This window comes from Thermococcus prieurii (genome assembly GCF_054657655.1).
In genome coordinates this window covers 620149-637885 of record NZ_BAAHYH010000002.1, presented here as the reverse complement: position 1 = coordinate 637885, position 17737 = coordinate 620149, and the positions used below count along the sequence as shown (strand labels likewise).

At 55.0% G+C, this 17737-nt stretch carries 19 protein-coding genes; 12 read left to right on the top strand and 7 right to left on the bottom strand.

Annotated features, from left to right (window positions below):
• Positions 1 to 122: 122 nt before the first annotated feature.
• From surR to ACYQ04_RS06710, 3 genes are read left to right on the top strand one after another with little or no spacing between them, the layout of a single operon-like run.
• Complete coding sequence (gene surR / locus ACYQ04_RS06720; protein WP_460128312.1) at positions 123 to 818, top strand: sulfur metabolism transcriptional regulator SurR; 696 nt, start codon at positions 123 to 125, stop codon at positions 816 to 818.
• Positions 802 to 1005 (top strand): DUF362 domain-containing protein, encoded by a 204-nt coding sequence (locus ACYQ04_RS06715; RefSeq protein ID WP_297513238.1) that lies wholly within the window; start codon positions 802 to 804, stop codon positions 1003 to 1005. Before surR ends, ACYQ04_RS06715 begins: the two co-directional genes overlap by 17 nt.
• Positions 1002 to 2189: a geranylgeranyl reductase family protein gene (locus ACYQ04_RS06710; protein ID WP_460128311.1), complete on the top strand. Its 1188-nt coding sequence runs from the start codon at positions 1002 to 1004 to the stop codon at positions 2187 to 2189. Before ACYQ04_RS06715 ends, ACYQ04_RS06710 begins: the two co-directional genes overlap by 4 nt.
• Here ACYQ04_RS06710 and ACYQ04_RS06705 read toward each other — a convergent pair.
• Positions 2173 to 2973 carry a hypothetical protein gene (locus ACYQ04_RS06705; RefSeq protein ID WP_460128309.1) on the bottom strand — a complete coding sequence of 267 codons (801 nt, stop codon included), beginning with the start codon at positions 2971 to 2973 and terminating at the stop codon, positions 2173 to 2175. The genes ACYQ04_RS06710 and ACYQ04_RS06705 overlap by 17 nt on opposite strands.
• Before the next feature lie 30 nt (positions 2974 to 3003).
• The gene (gene topA / locus ACYQ04_RS06700; RefSeq protein WP_460128306.1) at positions 3004 to 5160 is read right to left on the bottom strand and encodes a DNA topoisomerase I; all 2157 of its coding nucleotides are present in this window, start codon (positions 5158 to 5160) and stop codon (positions 3004 to 3006) included.
• 85 nt (positions 5161 to 5245) lie between these two features.
• On the opposite strand from topA, the gene ACYQ04_RS06695 reads away from it, so the two are divergent.
• The 4 genes from ACYQ04_RS06695 (at position 5246) to trmBL2 (ending at position 11473) form a co-directional block, all read left to right on the top strand.
• Entirely contained in the window at positions 5246 to 6157 is a 912-nt protein-coding gene (locus ACYQ04_RS06695; RefSeq protein ID WP_460130014.1) for a hypothetical protein, read from the top strand.
• A gap of 12 nt (positions 6158 to 6169) precedes the next feature.
• Positions 6170 to 6670: a hypothetical protein gene (locus ACYQ04_RS06690; RefSeq protein ID WP_460130012.1), complete on the top strand. Its 501-nt coding sequence runs from the start codon at positions 6170 to 6172 to the stop codon at positions 6668 to 6670.
• 39 nt (positions 6671 to 6709) lie between these two features.
• Positions 6710 to 10384: a reverse gyrase gene (gene rgy / locus ACYQ04_RS06685; RefSeq protein ID WP_460128302.1), complete on the top strand. Its 3675-nt coding sequence runs from the start codon at positions 6710 to 6712 to the stop codon at positions 10382 to 10384.
• Positions 10385 to 10678: 294 nt separating this feature from the next.
• Complete coding sequence (trmBL2, locus tag ACYQ04_RS06680) at positions 10679 to 11473, top strand: HTH-type transcriptional regulator TrmBL2 (RefSeq protein ID WP_460130010.1); 795 nt, start codon at positions 10679 to 10681, stop codon at positions 11471 to 11473.
• A 61-nt stretch (positions 11474 to 11534) separates the two neighbouring features.
• On the opposite strand, the gene ACYQ04_RS06675 is transcribed toward trmBL2, so the two are convergent.
• Genes ACYQ04_RS06675 through ACYQ04_RS06665 form a run of 3 tightly spaced genes read right to left on the bottom strand, consistent with a single transcriptional unit; the run spans position 11535 to position 12794 of the window.
• On the bottom strand, positions 11535 to 11747 hold the full coding sequence (locus ACYQ04_RS06675; protein ID WP_460128299.1) for an ArsR family transcriptional regulator: 213 nt from the start codon (positions 11745 to 11747) through the stop codon (positions 11535 to 11537).
• Positions 11744 to 12064, bottom strand: coding sequence for an Sjogren's syndrome/scleroderma autoantigen 1 family protein (locus tag ACYQ04_RS06670; RefSeq protein WP_042689038.1), 321 nt, complete (start codon positions 12062 to 12064; stop codon positions 11744 to 11746). Before ACYQ04_RS06670 ends, ACYQ04_RS06675 begins: the two co-directional genes overlap by 4 nt.
• A gap of 4 nt (positions 12065 to 12068) precedes the next feature.
• On the bottom strand, positions 12069 to 12794 hold the full coding sequence (locus ACYQ04_RS06665) for an arginase family protein (RefSeq protein WP_460128293.1): 726 nt from the start codon (positions 12792 to 12794) through the stop codon (positions 12069 to 12071).
• A gap of 138 nt (positions 12795 to 12932) precedes the next feature.
• On the opposite strand from ACYQ04_RS06665, the gene hxlAB reads away from it, so the two are divergent.
• Genes hxlAB through ACYQ04_RS06640 form a run of 5 tightly spaced genes read left to right on the top strand, consistent with a single transcriptional unit; the run spans position 12933 to position 16539 of the window.
• On the top strand, positions 12933 to 14153 hold the full coding sequence (hxlAB, locus tag ACYQ04_RS06660; protein ID WP_460128290.1) for a bifunctional 3-hexulose-6-phosphate synthase/6-phospho-3-hexuloisomerase: 1221 nt from the start codon (positions 12933 to 12935) through the stop codon (positions 14151 to 14153).
• Between the two features lie 8 nt (positions 14154 to 14161).
• Complete coding sequence (locus ACYQ04_RS06655; protein ID WP_460130009.1) at positions 14162 to 14926, top strand: hypothetical protein; 765 nt, start codon at positions 14162 to 14164, stop codon at positions 14924 to 14926.
• Positions 14907 to 15542 (top strand): TIGR02253 family HAD-type hydrolase, encoded by a 636-nt coding sequence (locus tag ACYQ04_RS06650; RefSeq protein WP_460128287.1) that lies wholly within the window; start codon positions 14907 to 14909, stop codon positions 15540 to 15542. Before ACYQ04_RS06655 ends, ACYQ04_RS06650 begins: the two co-directional genes overlap by 20 nt.
• On the top strand, positions 15542 to 15724 hold the full coding sequence (locus ACYQ04_RS06645) for a hypothetical protein (protein ID WP_460128286.1): 183 nt from the start codon (positions 15542 to 15544) through the stop codon (positions 15722 to 15724). The genes ACYQ04_RS06650 and ACYQ04_RS06645 overlap by 1 nt, the downstream gene beginning before the upstream one ends.
• Positions 15721 to 16539 (top strand): DUF4392 domain-containing protein, encoded by an 819-nt coding sequence (locus ACYQ04_RS06640; protein ID WP_460128283.1) that lies wholly within the window; start codon positions 15721 to 15723, stop codon positions 16537 to 16539. The genes ACYQ04_RS06645 and ACYQ04_RS06640 overlap by 4 nt, the downstream gene beginning before the upstream one ends.
• Here ACYQ04_RS06640 and ACYQ04_RS06635 read toward each other — a convergent pair.
• Together ACYQ04_RS06635 and ACYQ04_RS06630 are read right to left on the bottom strand one after the other, a co-directional pair.
• Entirely contained in the window at positions 16536 to 16898 is a 363-nt protein-coding gene (locus tag ACYQ04_RS06635; protein WP_460128282.1) for a hypothetical protein, read from the bottom strand. The genes ACYQ04_RS06640 and ACYQ04_RS06635 overlap by 4 nt on opposite strands.
• Entirely contained in the window at positions 16885 to 17688 is an 804-nt protein-coding gene (locus ACYQ04_RS06630) for a hypothetical protein (protein WP_460128280.1), read from the bottom strand. The genes ACYQ04_RS06635 and ACYQ04_RS06630 overlap by 14 nt, the downstream gene beginning before the upstream one ends.
• Positions 17689 to 17737: the final 49 nt, after the last annotated feature.

The following is a 17737-nucleotide window of genomic DNA, read 5'->3' as shown; positions in this document are numbered from 1 at the left end:
CCATCTAAAGGTTTATAATCACCGCGAACCATTTTCTCCGGGTGAAAATCCCCTGGTTTGCAACCTTAAGTTTAATGTCCAATATATAAGCTTTACGTCACAGGTTTGGGTGGGTGTGGGCCATGACTGAACCCGACATCTTCTACATACTCGGGAACAAGGTGAGGCGCGATTTGCTCAGCCACCTCACCTGCACCGAGTGCTACTTCAGTTTTCTGAGCAGTAAGGTTAGCGTCTCCTCAACGGCCGTAGCGAAGCACCTTAAAATAATGGAGCGTGAGGGCATTCTCAAGTCCTACGAGCGTGAGGGCCCCTTCATCGGCCCCGCGAGGAAGTACTACGACATAAACATCGCCAAGACGTACGTCGTCACTATAACCCCTAACATCTTCTGGTATCGCGGTCTTGACCTGAGTGAGGAACCGGATGTCACAATAGAGCTCCCAGAGGAGCCCAAAAACCTCGACGAGATGATTCTAACCTTTAGAAACCTAAGCAAAAAGCTCGAAGAAATCCTTAAGGAGCTCCAGGCGATAGAGGGCCGTAGAGACAGGCTCATGGCGATGATTAAGGAGACCTACCTCAAGGAAATCGGCGACATGACCCAGCTGGCAATCCTCCACTACGTCCTCCTCAACGGCTCGGCCACCGTTGACGAGCTCAGCGACAGGCTCAACCTCAAGGAGAGGGAGGTGCTCCAGAAGGCCAGTGAGCTGGACAGGTTCGTTCCGTTAAGAATAAAAGACGGTGTTATAACGATAGATGACGAAAGACTAAAGGCAAAGCTCGGCGGTGAAGACGATGCCGGAGAAGATTAAAATCGTCGTTAACGAAGACCGCTGTTACCTATGTGGTGGCTGTGCTGGAGTCTGCCCGACTTTGGCCATAGAGGTGCACTCAAGTGGATGGGAGTTTCTGCAGGACAAGTGCATAAGCTGTAAGATATGCGTCAACGCCTGCCCGGTTGGAGCTCTGAGCGCCGAGCCCCTGGAGGTGAAAGCATGAGCTGGAAGTACGACGTCGTCGTCGTTGGGGCAGGAATAGCAGGGCCCATCGTCGCCAGAAACGTCGCAAAGGCCGGCTACTCCGTTCTCATGATTGACAAGAAGTGGGCCATCGGAACTCCAAAGCAGTGCGCCGAGGGCATAAGCATAAAGGTCTTCGAGAAGTACGACATCCCCTACGACAAGCGCTTCATCAACCGCGAGATTTACGGGGCGAAACTCTACTCCCCGAGCGGTTACGAGCTCGAACTCCGCTACAAGAACGTTAGCGGTGTTATCCTCGAGAGGAAGGTCTTCGACAAGATGCTCGCCTACTACGCCGCTAAGGCTGGAGCAGACGTTCTCGCGAGGACTGAAGCCCTGGACGTCATAAGGAATGACGGAAAGGTCGTTGGAATCAAGGCCAAGCACGAGGACGAGCCGATTGAGATTTACGCCGACGTTATCGTCGCGGCTGATGGCGTCGAGAGCACGATAGCGAGGAAGGCCGGTATAAACACCTACGCCCCGCCTCACGAGTTCGATTCAAGCTACGAGTACGAGATGCTCATCGAGGGCTACGACCCCGATTTAATCCACCTCTGGTTCGGCAACGAGATAGCCCCGAGGGGTTACGTCTGGGTCTTCCCGAAGGACGAGGACAGGGCTAACGTGGGCATAGGAATCAACTCGGACAACCCGCAGACGGCCAAGTACTACCTCGACAAGTGGCTGAAGGAGAACAAGGTACCCGCCAAGAAACTCCTCGAAGTGAACGTCGGCGTCGTCCCCGTTGGAGGCTTCGTCAAGGAGCTCGTCAAGGACAACGTCCTCGTCGTCGGCGACGCCGCGAGGCAGGTAAACCCGATGCACGGCGGTGGAATGGCGGAAGCGATGGAAGCGGGAACGATAGCGAGCAAGTGGATTGTCAAAGCTCTGGAAGAGGAGAACCTCTCGCTACTCCAGAACTACACCAAAGAGTGGTGGGAAAAGGATGGAAAGAGGCTTGAGAGGGTTCTCAAGGTTAGGCACGTTACCGAGAAGCTCACCGATGAGGACCTCGACCTGTTCATTCAGATTCTTAGCGGGGCCGACACCGAGAAGATTGCCGCCGGAGAGTACACAGAGGTCATAAAGGCCCTCCTCAAGCACCCGAAGGTCCTCCTCAGCCCTAGGAGGATAAAGCTTCTCAAAAGCCTTCTCTGAGCCTGAACCCCTTTCCCTTCTTCCTTGAGAATACCACTATCTCCCTTGCACTCCCGACGCTTAGACTTCCCCAGGGGGAATGCAGGCCCTTTGAGTTCTCGATGAGGTAGTAGAGCTCAACATCCCCGGAAACCGTTTTTCTAAAGGATGAAACATCGGGGAGCTCGGCTATCTCCTCGCAGGTTCCGTCGGAGCACCGAAGGGGTTTCTCATCGAGCCCCAACCCGAGCTCGAGTGCCAGAAGCCTCGCCGCCTCATTGACCGGGGCAGGGTAAAGCGTGTAAAGCCTTCTAACCGCCTTCAACAGAACCGGAAAGCGCCTATCGCCCTCGCCTATCCCGTAGCCGATGCTCCTGAGAGGGTTCCTAACGGGTTTTCCGTGGAGGGCGTTCCTGAGCTGGACAACCCGGTTGGCCCAGACCATCGTCGGCTTCGGCTCCCCGAGGAGAGAGAAGCGCCTGTCGAGGGAAAAGCCCCTCTCCGGGTTCATCTCCTTGAGAGGGGAAAGCCACAGGTCAAATTCAGGCTCGCTTATGAAGAGGTGGCCGGCCTTAAGAACCTCCAACCCCTCAAGGAATAAACTGTAAGCGCTCTCGACGACGTCATCCAGTCCAACAGAGAAGGCGTAAAGGCTCGCGTCCGCCAGACCAAGGACGAAGGTCGACTGGACGTCGAGGAGGCTCGCCACCGTTACCTCGTTCAGCCTGACCTCGTCGCGGAGCCTTTCAAGGAACTCGCGGGCGTTGGCCAGCAGAACCTTTGCCGTTCTCTCCCACTCGTCCATGATAGGAATTCATCATAAGTAAAGATAAGGCTATCGCTTCCAGTCCTTGCAGTTCATGTCGAGGCAAATCTCGTACTCCCTGCCCTTCTCGCGAATCTTCACCACTGGAGCGCCGTTGCAACAGGTTTTGTTCGTCGGAATAACTTCCCCGCGCTGGAGTATTGGGTAGGTGACGTTGCACTTGGGCCAGTTGGAGCAACCGACGAAGCGCTTGCCGGTTTTCCTGTTGTATTTGAGAACCAAGTCGCCGCCGCACTTGGGGCACTTTCCGAGGACTAAACGCTTCTCAGAGGACTTGGTCTTCTTCGGCTCTTCCGTCCCGGATTTCGCGGAAGCTCCAGAAGCCCCTGACCGGGACTTCGATTTTTCCACCCTGGCCGAGTCCTTCGAGGTCGTAACGCCTGTCCCCGTCGTCTCAAGGAGCATCCTGCCGATGTCCAGCTCCTTCTCCTTGAAGACCTTGAGGATTTTAATCAGCTGGTCCTTGCTCTCTTCGATTACCTCGTCCCTCTTTGCTTTCCCGGCCATTATCTCCTCCATCTTCTCCTCGAAGGCCCTCGTGAGTTCAACGCTGACTATGTCGGGAACGTTCTTCTCAAGGGCCTCCACGACGCGCATGCCGAGGGGTGTAACCTTTATCTTCTTCTTGCCCTCGATGTAGCCCCTGCTGTAAAGCGTTTCGAGGATTTGAGCGCGCGTTGCCTTCGTTCCTATTCCTAAATCTTCCATCTTCTTGATTACGGCCGCTGGAGAGTAGCGGGCGGGAGGTTTCGTTTTCTTCTTCTCGCGCTTAATCTGGACGACCTTGACGGGCTCGCCTTCCCTGAACTGGGGCAAAATAACCTCGTCGAACTTGACGTATTTCCCGTAGACCTTCAGCCAGCCCTCTTTAAGCGTTCTCGCACCGCTCAGGATGAAGCGATGGCCGTTGGAGTTTATAATTACCTTGACACTTTCCCTGATGGCAGGTTCCATGAAGAGAGCTAAGAAGCGCCTCACGACGAGGTCGTAGATGTTCTTCTCGTCCTTGGTCAGCTCACCGGGCTTTGGAAGCTCGCCGGTGGGGTAGATTGCCGGATGAGCTGGGTCTTCCTTCTTGCCCTCAACGGGCTTGAGGTTGCCCTTGCCCAGAAGCTCGTGGGCGAAGGGCTTGTACTCCGGCAACTTCGCGAGGTTCTGGAGTATCGAGCGGAAGTTGAGGTTCTTGGGGAGCTTTTGAGACGAGGTTCTCGGGTACGACTGTAAACCCTTCTCATAGAGCTTCTGTGCAATCTCCAGGGTCTTCTTCGGGCTGTAGCCGAAGGCAGAATAAGCTTCCCTCTGGAGCGTTCCGAGGTCGAATGGAACCGGCGGGTTCCTCTTCTGTTGCTTCACTTCAACTTTCTCGACGAAAGCCGGCCCCTTCTTGGCCTCCTGGACGATTCTCTTCGCCTCCTCCTCGTCCCATATCTTGTCCTTCTCGTAGGTCGCTGTGTACTGCTTGCCCTCCTTCTCAAGAATCATCTTGATGACCCAGTACGGCTTCGGCTTGAAGTTCTGGATTTCCTTTTCCCTCTCCACCAGAAACTTGAGCGTCGGCCCCTGAACGCGACCGGTGCTCAAAACCATCCATTTTCCACTGGCGCGCTTTATGGCCGATGTTAAGGCCCTCGAGAGGTTCACGCCCCAGTACCAGTCGAGGACGTGGCGCGCTATTCCCGCATCTGCCATTCCGAAGTTTATCGTCGGTTCAAGGTTGTACCAAGCTTTGAGGAGGTCCTTCTTCGTCAAGGCGGAGAACTTCATGCGCTTGGCCTTTGATGGGTCAACGCCACAGGCGTATTTCAGGGCCGTGTAGCCGATAACCTCGCCCTCCGTGTCGTAGTCGCAGGCGACTATGAATTCATCCGCCTGCTTCGCGAGGGTCGCGAGGGCCTTGATGTAGTCCTTCGCGTAGCCCTTGCCCTTCTCGGCGACGTAAACGGGAACCCATTCTATGTCGAAGACCGGATAACCGTAGGTTTTGGTCTTCGGAGCGAGAGAGAAGAGATGGCCGACGGCCGGAGCAACTATAACCTTCTTGCCGTCGCGGGTGAACTCATAATAACTTACCTTCCCTATCGTCTTCCTGACGGGCTTTCCCTCGGCCAAGGCGTAGGCTATCTTTCTCGCGACGTTGGGCTTCTCGGCTATGATGAGCGTGACCATAGGCCTCGTCTTCGATTGGCGACCCCATATAAAAAACCTCCGACGAAGGGTTTATAACCCGCTAACTGAAGGGCCTTTGATGACGATGCTGAGCGTCGGAGGTGTCGGTGTTCTCTTCAGCGGGGAGCTCAACGACGGCTTCGTTGACGGCTTTAGAACGCTTTTCGCTCGGCGCTACCTGCCGGACGTTCTAAGGGCAGAGATAAAGCCCGACATTCTGATAGAGCGCTTCAAGGGCGAGTCCTTCAGGGTCTTCAGCTCGATGTACGACGTCAACGGAAAGGACCGTTACAAGCTCGAGTCCGCCGTTCCTTCCGCCTACAAGAACGAGGCGCCGGTTTTCTTCCTCCTTCAGGCAACGGCAAGGGCCGGCGCGCGGAAGGGCAGGATTTTCATAACCGATTCGGTGAGCGTCGTCAACCCAGAGGGAAGGGCGGTTCTTTTCGTCGGCTACCCCCACACGGGCAAGAGCACGATGTCAGCCATAGCCGTCTCCGAGGGGTTGGACGTCCTCAGCACCGAAAACACGGTCGTTGACGTCCGCGAGGGGAAGCTCTACGTCATCGGAGGAACCGAGGTTCTCGTCTACGACCCGAGGATTGAGGACGTCTACGGCGTCTCGATAGACTACGATGAAACCACGAGGAGCGGTTACAGAATAGTTGACCTGGAGAGCACCGAGCGGAGAAGGCTTCTCAAGAAGGGCGTCGAGGTCGAGAAGATTGTAGTCCTCCACGCGGCCTTTGGAGGGGGCGAGGCCAGCTTTTCGCCGGTCAGGGGGAGGAAGATTAAGAAGACCCTCTGGTACTTCTCGACGTCGCTCCTCAAGGGAATGGACTACTACGAGCCGGCACCGCTCTACATGCCCATGAGCGACGACATAAACTACAACCTCAAGGAACTGCTCGACTCCGCCGTTGAGAACTATTCGGGGAAGATGTTCGAGGCCTTCGGAAACCACAGGGACGTTTTTAAGAGAACCGTGCTTTTCACTTAGCCGGTGGATGCGATGGCAAAAGTTCTCTGGGTCGTCAAGGCTGGTGGTAGGCTCTACTCCAAGGTTCTGGGGGAGTACCCGTACTACGTCGAGGTTGACCTTTCCACCGGCGAAAGCCTCTGCACCTGCCCGCTCGGAGGAAACTGCCCCCACGTCTCCGCGGTGGTTGGGACCTACGAGAAAGGCCTGTACTTCGATGCCGGAAGCGAGGGGCCCCTGAATCCCGAATCGCTCGCGTGGGCCTACCTCTCAGAGGCCCCCCGGCTGGCGCTTGAGGTCACCCTTGCGGAGCTCTTTAACTCCCTCAGAAGGGACGAGAGCGGGAGCGAGACGGCAATGCTCTTCCTGCGCGCGTTGAGACTTCTTCGCGAGACGAAAGCCGAGGAGTACCTTCACCCGCTCGGCGAGACCCTCGATGAGCTGTCGGCCGTTTTCCACGATTATCCCCTCGTGAGCAGGCTGAGGGAAGCCTACGAAGATGTCAAAAACTCCCTCCAAAAGGAACCCTTATAAGGGCCTACCGGCGGAAATAACAACTTAGAGGGTGGGAATATGAAGGCGATTTACAGGGAGGCCTGCCCAAACTGCTCGGGTAGAATCTCCGACGAAAGGCTCGTAATGAAGAACCCCTGTGATGAGTGTCTCGATAATCCCGTCACCACTGAGGACTACTTTGAGCTCGTAAAGGCCGTGAGAAAGGCGCTCAAGGAGAGAAAGAAGCTAAAAGCCTGGGAGGAAATCTACTCCCTCGAAAAGGGGCTCAGGGACGTTGAGAAGTTCTTCGAGAAGGCCACCGGCTTTAGGTTCTGGAGCGCTCAGAGGACGTGGGTCAAAAGGCTCCTCAAGGGAAGGAGCTTCTCGATAATCGCTCCAACCGGAATGGGCAAGAGCACCTTTGGAGCGTTCATGTCCGTCTACTACGCCACGAAGGGCAAGAAGAGCTACATAGTCGTCCCCACGACGCCCCTGGTAATCCAGACCATCAGGAAGGTCCAGGCGATAATCGAGAGAACGGGGCTGGACGTTAACCTCGCCTACTACCACGGCAACCTCAGGAAGAAGGAAAAGGAAGAGATGCTCGCCAAAATCGAGGGAGAGGACTACGACATACTCATAACGAGCGCCCAGTGGTTAGCTAGAAACTTCGACGAGAAGCTGAAGGGTAGGCACTTTGATTTCATTTTCGTCGACGATGTTGATGCCTTCCTCAAGGCGAGCAAGAACATAGACCGCTCGCTTTTGCTTCTCGGCTTCACCGAGGAAATCATCGGCAAGGCCTGGGAAATCATCAGGCTCAAGAAGCAGATGAGCCGTTATCTGAATGGTCGCGCCCAGGACAGGGAGGAGAAACTCAAGGAGCTCAACGAGGCCATAGAAAAGCTCCAGCGCGAGATTGAGGAGTTCAAGAGGAAGAACGACATCGGAATCATGATTATCGCCTCGGCAACCGGTTCGGCGAGGGGCGACAGGATAAAGCTCTACCGCGAACTGCTCGGCTTCGAGGTCGGTTCCGGAAGGAGCGCGCTGAGGAACGTCGCTGACAGCTATTTAAAGCCGAGTAAGGACATTAAGGAGCACGTGGAGGAACTCCTCAGGAAACTTGGTAAGGGTGGCCTGATATTCGTTCCAATCGACCAGGGGCTGAGCTACGCTGAGGAGCTCGTGAACTACCTCCGGGAGAGGGGCTTCGCCGTTGAGCTCGCGAGCTCGAAGAACAAGAAGGCTGTTGAGAGGTTTGAGAACGGCGAGGCCGATTATCTGGTCGGCGTGGCAACATACTACGGCTCGATAGTCAGGGGTCTGGATTTGCCCCACCTAATCCGCTACGCGGTCTTCACCGGTGTCCCGAAGTTCAGGTTTTCGATAGACCTTGAGAGGCCCACCATATACCGCGCCCTTGGCCTTCTCAGTGAGGTCATGGACTTCCTCGACGACGAGGACAGGAGGAAGGCCGAAAAGCTGCACGCGAGGCTCAGGAGGCTGATTAGAAACATCCCGCAGTTCGAGCTCCTCAAGATTGAGGAGGCCTTGGCGGAGGGCCTTCCCATCGAGAACGACTTCCACAGGACGGTTCTCAACGTATTCCGCGAGCTGGTTGAGTTCCTGCGCGAGGTTCTGAAAAAGGAGGACGTTCTCAAGAGGCTTGCCGAAGACCCCTTCGTCAGCCTCGTGAAGGAAGGGGGCAAGTGGTTCATCGAGATTCCGGACGTCAGGACGTACATCCAGGCAACCGGGAGGACGAGCAGGCTCTTCGCGGGCGGAATAACGAAGGGACTCAGCGTCCTCATAGTGGACAACGAGAAGGTCTTCAACGGCCTCGTGAGGCAGATGCGCTGGCGCTTCACCGAGTTCAAGATGGTGCCCTTTGAGGAGCTCGACCTCGAGAAGCTCCTGAAGGAGATAGACGAGGACAGGGAGAAGGTAAGGCTCGTAATGGAGGGCAAGATAAGCTCGAAGGTCAAGGATCTCGTCAAATCGGCCCTCATGATTGTGGAGAGCCCCAACAAGGCCAGGACGATAGCCAACTTCTTCGGAAGGCCGAGCAAGAGGCGCATCGGTGATTTGGTCGCCTACGAGGTGAGCATAGGCAACAGACAGCTGACGATTCTCGCGAGCGGGGGGCACATGTTCGACCTCGTCACCGACGAGGGCTACCACGGCGTCCTAATCGAGCGCGAGGAGGACATGCTCAGGTTTATCCCCGTCTACGACACCATAAAGCGTTGCCGCGACTGTGGCTACCAGTTCGTTGACTGGGAGAAGAAAGGCATCTGCCCGCGCTGTGGCTCAACGAACGTCCGCGACGCCCTTGAGAACGTCATCGCGATGCGCGAGATTGCCCAGGAGGTCGACGAGATACTCATCGCGACCGACCCGGATACTGAGGGTGAGAAGATAGCCTGGGACATAAGGAACATTCTGAGCCCCTACACGCCGAACATCAAGAGGACGGAATTCCACGAGGTCACGAGGCCGGCCATACTGAAGGCCATCGAAGAGGCGAGAGACGTAAACGAGAACCGCGTTGAGGCCCAGATTGTCAGGCGCATAGAGGACAGGTGGATAGGCTTCGAGCTGAGCGGTGAGCTCCAGAGGGTCTTCGAGAACAGGAACCTCTCCGCAGGTAGGGTTCAGACGCCCGTTCTCGGCTGGATTATCGAGAGGTATAAGGAGTTCAGCGAGAGCGAGGTCTACTTCCTTGGCCTGACCCTTGAGAACGGTCTCCAGGTAACGGTCGAGCTCGGAAAGGACGGCAAGGACGTCAAGCCACCCGAGTACGTTACGGTGGAGGAGGTCCAGCTCGAAGAGAGGGAGCTCAACCCCGCCCCGCCGTACACGACCGATGCAATGCTCCGTGATGCCTCGACGTTCCTCAAGCTTTCGGCCCCTGAGACGATGCGCTTGGCCCAGGACCTCTTCGAAATGGGTCTCATCACCTACCACAGAACCGATTCAACCCACGTGAGCAACGCGGGAATAGAGGTCGCCAGGGAGTACATAACGAGCGAGCTCGGCGAGGAGTACTTCAAGCCGAGGCCCTGGGGTGAAGAGGGCACGCACGAGGCCATAAGGCCGACGAGGCCCATCGACACAGGCAGGTTGATGCAACTCATTCGCGACGGCGTAATCCAGCTCCCGAGGAACCTCACGCGCAACCACTACAGGCTCTACGACATGATATTCAGGCGCTTCATGACGAGCCAGATGGTTCCGGCGGTCGTTCTCCACGAGAGGGCGGTGATAAACGCGGGCGTTGGAAAGGTCGAGCTCGAGGGCTACGTTGAAATCATCAAGGACGGCTGGACGAAACTCAGAAACCCGCCCATGAGACAGCTACCGAAGCTTGAGCAGGGGGCGAGGCTTAAGGTCGTTGAGTCCAAGAAGTGGAAGGCGCCGAAGGTTTCCCTCTACACGCAGGGCGACATAATAGCCATGATGAAGGAGCGCGGTATAGGAAGGCCTTCAACGTACGCGAAAATCGTTGAGACCCTCATACGGCGTGGCTACGTTGTCGAGACGAGAGGTAGGAAGAAGCTCGTTCCGACTGAGAAGGGCATAAAAGTCTACCACTACCTCGTCAGCAAGTACCGCGAGCTGGTGAGCGAGGAGCGCACGAGGGAGCTTGAGAGGCTTATGGACTTAATTGAAGAAGGAAAGGTCGATTACACTGGAGTCCTAAACGACCTTTACGCCGAGATTAGGCGCTACGTTTATGGAGAAGGGTAAACGTTCCTATTTATCCCCTTGCACTTTTGGTAACTATTTTTGGTCATCTTTTCCGCATGCATAATCGGGTAGTGAAACTTTGGTTTACGGTTGTTGTTTTATTTGATGGTAAAACCAAAAACCTTAAAATTCATCTTTGAGTAATGCCTTTGCATGTCCATGCAACCCGGGTTTTATCTCGGGAAGTCACCCCTTGCAATTGGGAGGTATTTGCTTGCAACACTCCCAGTGTTTGGAAAAAGTTTATAATGGATTTCCTCGAATTTAGGGATAAGAAAGTTGGTGGTGGTAAAGATGGTTAAGGACAGGATGGTGGAACTCCTCCAAGAACACTTTGAGTTGAACCTCTACGAGGCAAGGGCGTACGTCGCCCTCGTTGGCTTCGGCGTCCTCACTCCTGCGGAGCTCGCCAGTGTCTCGGAGGTTCCCGCGCCGAGGACCTACGACGTCCTCAGGAGCCTTGAGAAGAAGGGCTTTGCCATAAGCCAGCCGGGCAAGGTCAACAAGTACAGGCCGGTTCACCCCGAGAACATCCTCGAGAAGTTCATCGAGGAGTGGCAGGAGAGGGTCCAGGAAGAGCTTGAGGCCAAGAAGCAGGCGAAGGAGGAGCTCCTCCAGCTCATGAAGCCCCTCATCGAGACCGAGATTCCGAAGTACGGCGTCGAGCGCGTTTGGGTCGTCCGCGGAATCAGGAACGCAACCCTCAAGACCAAGGAGATGTTCGAGGAGGTCAAGGAGCAGATTCTCCTCGCCGACGATGGGTACATAGCAATCAACCTCGAGAGCGACATCATAAGGGCCATAGACAACGGCGTCAAGGCCAAGATAATAGTCACCGAGCCCGTCCTCAAGAGGATTGAGGGCTCGAAGATTCTCGACTACGCCAAGAAGGGCAAGCTCGAGCTCAGGGTTCTCGACAAGTTCGACCTTCCGATGCTCATCTGCGACGACGAGGTCTTCTTCGCCCTCGAGGACATGGCCGCGCGCTACTTCAACTACGAGACCCAGGTCTGGATTAAGGACTTCAGGATTAAGGCCCTCTTCGAGACCAAGTTCAACGAGTACTGGGAGAAGGCCAAGAAGGTCTGATTTCCTTTTCTTTTCGTTCCTGCATATCGTTTTTGGATTCTGAATATGAAAAACCGAAGGGTCAGACGTACTTGAACTCCTCTTCGAGCTCGTCCTTCTCCTTCAGCTTCCAGTAGAGCTTGCCGTCCTTCTGGTAGCTCTCGACCTTTCCGCTCTCGGCGAAGCGGAGCAGGTAGCGCCTTACTTCCATCGGCTTGATGCCGGTCTCTTCGGCTATCTCCTCAACGGTCTTCGGGCCGTTTTCGAGGGCCTTAAGGACCTTCACGTTCTTCATTCCCCTCCCTCCAGAGCCTTGTACCTTTCCAACAGGTTGATTATCAGCTCCATAACCCTTAAGTGTTTCTCAAGCTCCTCAATGTCGTCGGGCATTGAGTTCGCCAGCTCGGTGAGCTTCTCCATGAGCCTCTCCTCAACCCCTTTCATCTCGCTCGCCATCTGCTTCTTCCTGTGCTCGCAGACCGGACAGAAAACCCTGCCGTCCTTCTCGAAGAGCGGTGAGCCGCACTTGGGGCAGTGTCTGTCGAGCATCTTCGCGCCGGACAGCATCAGGGGCATGATTATCTTCCGTATCTCCTCGTCGCTAATCGACATGGCATCACCCCATCAGGAGCTGGAAGACCTCGAAGAAGGCCTTCTTTCCGAGCCTTGAGCGCCTAAGCCTGTCAGAAATCTCGGCTATGTCGAAGGCGATTATTTTGAAGTTCTCCTTTACTGCCTCAAGGATTTCGAGGAGTTCCTCGAGCGTCAGCTCCCCGTGCTGGAAGCGGGCTATCTTGTACTCGGGCCTCAGAACGTCCATATCGACGGTCAGGTAGATTTCCTCGCCGAGGTACTTCTTAGCTTCGCTCATTATCTCCTCGACCGAGTTCGTCTGGAAGTTCTTGTAGGCCCTCCACTTTCCGCGAACTTTCCTGCTCCTCAGCGTTGCCGGGAAGACCTTGACGCGCCTCGTCCAGAGCTGGGTTCTTTCTGTTGTCGGAATCATGAGAACCGGGGCCATCACAACGGCCCTCTCGATTAGCCTTCGCTCAAGGGCGTAGGCCAGCCACGAGCCGTGGTCGAGGTAGTCGTGCATTAAATCGGTGTGGGCATCGACGCTGATTAGAGATTTAGGCCGGAGCTTCTCGATTATACCGTATGTGGCGAGGTGCTCACCGATTATGTAAGCCCTGTCCTGGGGAACCCTGTCCGGAAGGAGCTCAACCCGGCTGGCCTCGACGATGACGTAGTCGTCAATCAGCTTGTTCCTCTTCAAAAGCTGGAGCGCGTAGAGTACGCCTTCCCTGTTGGGCTTCTCGCCGAAGGGAATGAATGTGACCATTCAACCCACCGAAAAGGATTAGGGGCTTCTTTTTTAAACCTTGACGAAAATTTTTGGCATTTTCTTGTAAATTTTCAAAGCCAAACTTTAAAAAGTCGCCCCGAAACCATAAATCGAAAACCTTTCGGAGGTCTCGCCATGATACTCCAGGTCGCCCTTGATTTGACCGACATCGAGCAGGCCATCTCGATAGCGGAGAAGGCCGCTCGCGGTGGCGCTCACTGGCTTGAAGTTGGAACGCCACTCATCAAGAAGGAAGGCATGCGTGCCGTTGAGCTTCTCAAGAGGCGCTTCCCGGACAGGAAGATTGTCGCTGACCTCAAGACGATGGACACCGGTGCCTTGGAAGTCGAGATGGCCGCGAGGCACGGAGCGGACGTCGTTTCTATTCTCGGTGTCGCCGACAACAAGACCATAAAGGACGCCGTTGACGTCGCGAGAAGGTATGGAATCAGGGTTATGGTTGACCTAATCGGCGTCAAGGATAAGGTCAAGCGCGCCAAAGAGCTCGAAAAGATGGGCGTTCACTACATACTCGTCCACACCGGAATAGACGAGCAGGCCCAGGGCAAAACTCCTCTCCAGGACCTTGAGGAGGTCGTCAAGGCCGTTAAGGTCCCCGTCGCGGTCGCCGGCGGTTTAAATCTTGAGACGATTCCAAAGGTCATAGAGCTCGGCGCGACGATAATCATCGTCGGAAGCGCCATAACCAAGGCCAAGGACCCGGAGAAGGTCACGAGGCAGATAATCGACCTCTTCTGGGGCGAGTACATGCAGACCATCAGAAAGGCCATGAAGGACATCGTCGAGCATGTGAGCAACGTTGCCGACAAGCTCAAGCTCGAGCAGGTTCGCGGCTTCGTCGATGCAATGATTGGGGCCAACAAGATATTCATCTACGGGGCAGGAAGGAGCGGGCTCGTCGGAAAGGCCTTCGCTATGAGACTAATGCACCTCGACTTCAACGTCTACGTCGTTGGCGAGACCATAACGCCGGCCTTCGAGCCTGGGGACCTGCTCATAGCCATCAGCGGTTCTGGCGAGACTACGAGCATAGTCGATGCCGCGAAGATAGCCAAGAAGGAGGGCGGAAAGGTCGTGGCAATAACCTCCTACGCCAACTCGACCCTCGGAAAGCTCGCTGACGTCGTCGTTGAGATTCCGGGAAGGGCGAAGACGGACATCCCGACCGACTACATAGCGCGCCAGATGCTCACCAAGTACAAGTGGGTTGCCCCGATGGGAACCCTCTTCGAGGACTCGACGATGGTCTTCCTCGACGGCGTCATAGCCCTTCTCATGGCGACCTTCCAGAAGACCGAAAAGGATATGAAGAAGAAGCACGCGACCCTTGAGTGAGGGTTGCGATGCGCTCTTTCACTCACCTTTTTGTTGGAATCGGCAACGCTGGAGCCAGGATAGTCGACAGGATAAGCGCCGACGGCGTGGTTAGGGTGACAATCAACCCCGGCCACTACCTTCTGCGTCCGGGACGCTACGCGGAGAGAATCAGGGACTTCTTCTCGCACCTGCCCGAGGACACCTTCCTGTGGCTTCTCTTTGAGGACAAGGAGATAAACCTTGAACTGGTTGACCTAATCCTCGAACACAGCCCTTCTGACGCGATAAAGCTTGCCTACGTCCTCACGCCGAGGAGGGAGCTCATCCACGAGAAGCCGGTTTGGGCCGATAACTTCGAGACCGTCTTCTACGACTCCCTCTGGGACTTCCTGAGCGAGGATATCCCTCTCGGCGTTGCCTTTGAGAGGGCCTCCGTCTCGATAGCCGAGTTCTTCTCGAGGCTCTACTACTACCTCGAAAACCAGATGCTGGTCAACATAGACTACGCCGACCTGTTCAACATGATTCGCGGGGGCAACGTCGGCATAATGCGCCTCCTGGATAGGGTTGACTTCAACTGGCACTGGGGAATATGGGAGAGGGGCCTTATCGGAATCCTCGTCGGAAACGACTTCCCGCTGAAGGGAGCCCACGAGATACTCTCGCGTTTCCAGGAAATCCTCGCCGAGAAGGACATAATCTGGGGTGTCGTGACCGACGAAAACGTTAGGGGCGTCGAGATACTCGCGTTGCTCGTGAAGGGGTGGGAGAATGAAGGCGGTTCTCTTTGACGTTGACGGAACCCTGCTCACGGAAATGCCACTTATTCAGCTTTTCCTTCCCTGGGTCTACGATGAGCTCGCGAAGAGGCTCGGGGTCACGAAGGAGGAAGCGAGGGAGCGGTTCCTCAACGAGATTATGGCGAGGAGGGACACCTACGACTGGCACGACTGGAACTTCTTCTTCAGGCTCTTCAACGTTGACCTCAACTACGAGGACCTTCTGAGAAAGTATCCCCACAAGCTCCACGTTTATCCGGACGTTGTGCCCACCCTTGAGTGGCTGAAGGGCAATGGCTACCGGCTCGGTGTCGTCACGAGCGGACCTGAGTACCAGAGGCTCAAGCTCGAACTTACCGGGCTCGATAAATACTTTGATGTAATCGTGACGCGGGAGGACGTGAAGGCGATAAAGCCCGAGCCGAAGATTTTTCTCCATGCCCTTGAACGGCTCGGCGTTGAGCCCGGCGAGGCTCTCTACGTTGGCGACTCCCTCAGCCAGGATGTTTACGGAGCCAAGCACGTTGGTATGACCGCCGTCTGGATTAACCGCGACGGCTCGGACGGCTACCACATGGCCGATTACGAGATTAGAACCCTCCACGAGCTTAGGAAGGTACTGGGGTGATGGGTATGAAGGTGTTCGAGGCGGAGGGCGTTTTCGTCCGCTACTCGGAGAAGGAAGTGGAGATAAGGCCCGGGGATAAGCTCGTCCACAGGAGCGAGGAACCAACGGAGCTCTGGTGGAAGCTCAAGGAGGCTGTCAAGGGCAGGAAGGTTAGGATTGTTGTCTACGAGGTGGAAGAATGATTGCCCACCTGATAAACACCGACGTCGGTGGCAGGGGCGTCGGAAGGTTATACCTCGACTACAGGAGGAGGGACTTTAATTTTTTACATAATTCTGCAAAGCTATTTTTAGATAATTATGGAAAAGTGCTAATCGTTACCGGCTTTCCAATCCCCCCGATGAACATTCCGGAAACCGACGGCCCACCGGGGGCGCTGGCACTGTACCGTGCCGTCAGGGAGCTCGGTGGGGACGCTGAGATTCTCGCTCAGGAAGAGGTCATCAACGCGATGATTCCATTCCAGAAGGCCCTTTCCCTGCGCTTTGCCGGGGAACCGGACGTCTCAAGCTACGACCTCATAATCTTCGTCGAAACGCCCGGAAGGGCTCAGGACGGCAACCACTACTCCATGTCCGGCCTTCCAGTCGTTGGAGAGACCTTTGACTGGGTCGCGGAGAAAGCTAGAGAACATGGAATCCCGACGATTGGAATCGGCGACGGGGGCAACGAGATTGGTATGGGAAAGGTTCGGGATTTGGTGGTTCGCTACGTTCCGCACGGGGAGAAGATAGCTTCCACAGTCGAGACCGACGAGATTATCCTCTCCTCCGTCTCGAACTGGGGGGCCTACGGGTTGATTGCCCAGGCCTCGCTGGAGCTTGGAAAGAACCTTCTCTCCGGCTGGGAGGAGGCCTTCGTCGTCCGGCTCCTGGTTGAGAGTGGTCTCATTGACGGCGTCAGCAAGAAAAGGGAAGTGAGCGTCGACGGGATTCCAATCGAGGTTCACGTTGCTTTCGTTGAGTTCCTGAGAGGGATTGTTGAGTTCAATCTCTAAAGTTTGAGCTCCTCCCTTGTAGCCCGTTTCAGTTCTTCAATTTCCTCCCAGGGGAGGATCCTCCTGCCCTTTGTCAGCATCATCACGTCGCTCGTGACCTGCAGGATGCAGTAAACCGCACTTGGGGTTATCACAAGGTAGTCGTTAGAGGGCTCTACATCCGACAGCCCCTTCTTGAGCTCGGGCAGCTTTGCGGAGAGCTCCTCGGGGGATTCAAGCGTCCCGCCTATGGGCAGGCCCTCTGTGGTTGCGAGGAGGAAGCCGCTTATTTCAAACTTTCTGAGTAGCATATCTTTAAAGTCCAAAAACTCTTGGCTCTCCGGTCTCAGAAGTTTCCTAAGCCTATCAATCAAACCCATCTTTACCAACCTCCATCCCAATGCGTTTCATATATGATGAACACGAGGTCTCGACTAGTTCAACTCCCCGCGTTTTGAACCATTCATACGGATTCTCATGAGAGATTTCTTTTGAAATCCTCTTCGACAGCCGTTTTTGAATTCGAATTAGCTCCTCTGAGGTTATCCACTGATATTCGACTCCAAGGTTCTTTAGGTGCCTCGTCAATTTGTTGTCTTTACCCCTGGTTGGAACGAGCGGAGGCGTTCTTGAGAGAAGAACGAGGACTCGCTTTCCCTTCAGGCATTCTAAAACTCCATCGATTGTGTCTATGATGGGTTTAAGCCTGAGTGACTCTGCAAGCTTCCACAGAAGTATTTTGCAGTTTTTGACATCAACCATGAGGAGGAGCCTGTTGCGCTGTTCCTTCAGCGTGATGTGGAGAACTAAAATCCCAATGACCGCGTCCCACTCAAGAAGCGTTTGAAGGATTTCCTCCGAGATTTGCTTTGTTCTGTGCTCCCTGATGACGCTCCAAACCTTGTACCGAGATAGTTCAACCCCCGTCTTCAAGAGGTGGTTGTGGATTTCCTCTATGGTATACCCCTGCTCCTTTAAATCGACTATGAGGTTTACTATTTCTGATGGAAGTTCTTTCTTTTTCCTGCCTGGAGTTTTAATCTGTTTCGTTTTAAGAACCTGGAGTACGCGCCTTCGCGACACGCCCAGCACCGCCGCGATTTCATCGAGCTTCATTCCATCCTCTCGGAGCTTCAGTATCTTTTCAACGTCCTCTGGTTTGAGCTTCATAGGTCGTTGTGTGCTACTAATTTGGCAGGTTTATATAACTAATGCGAAA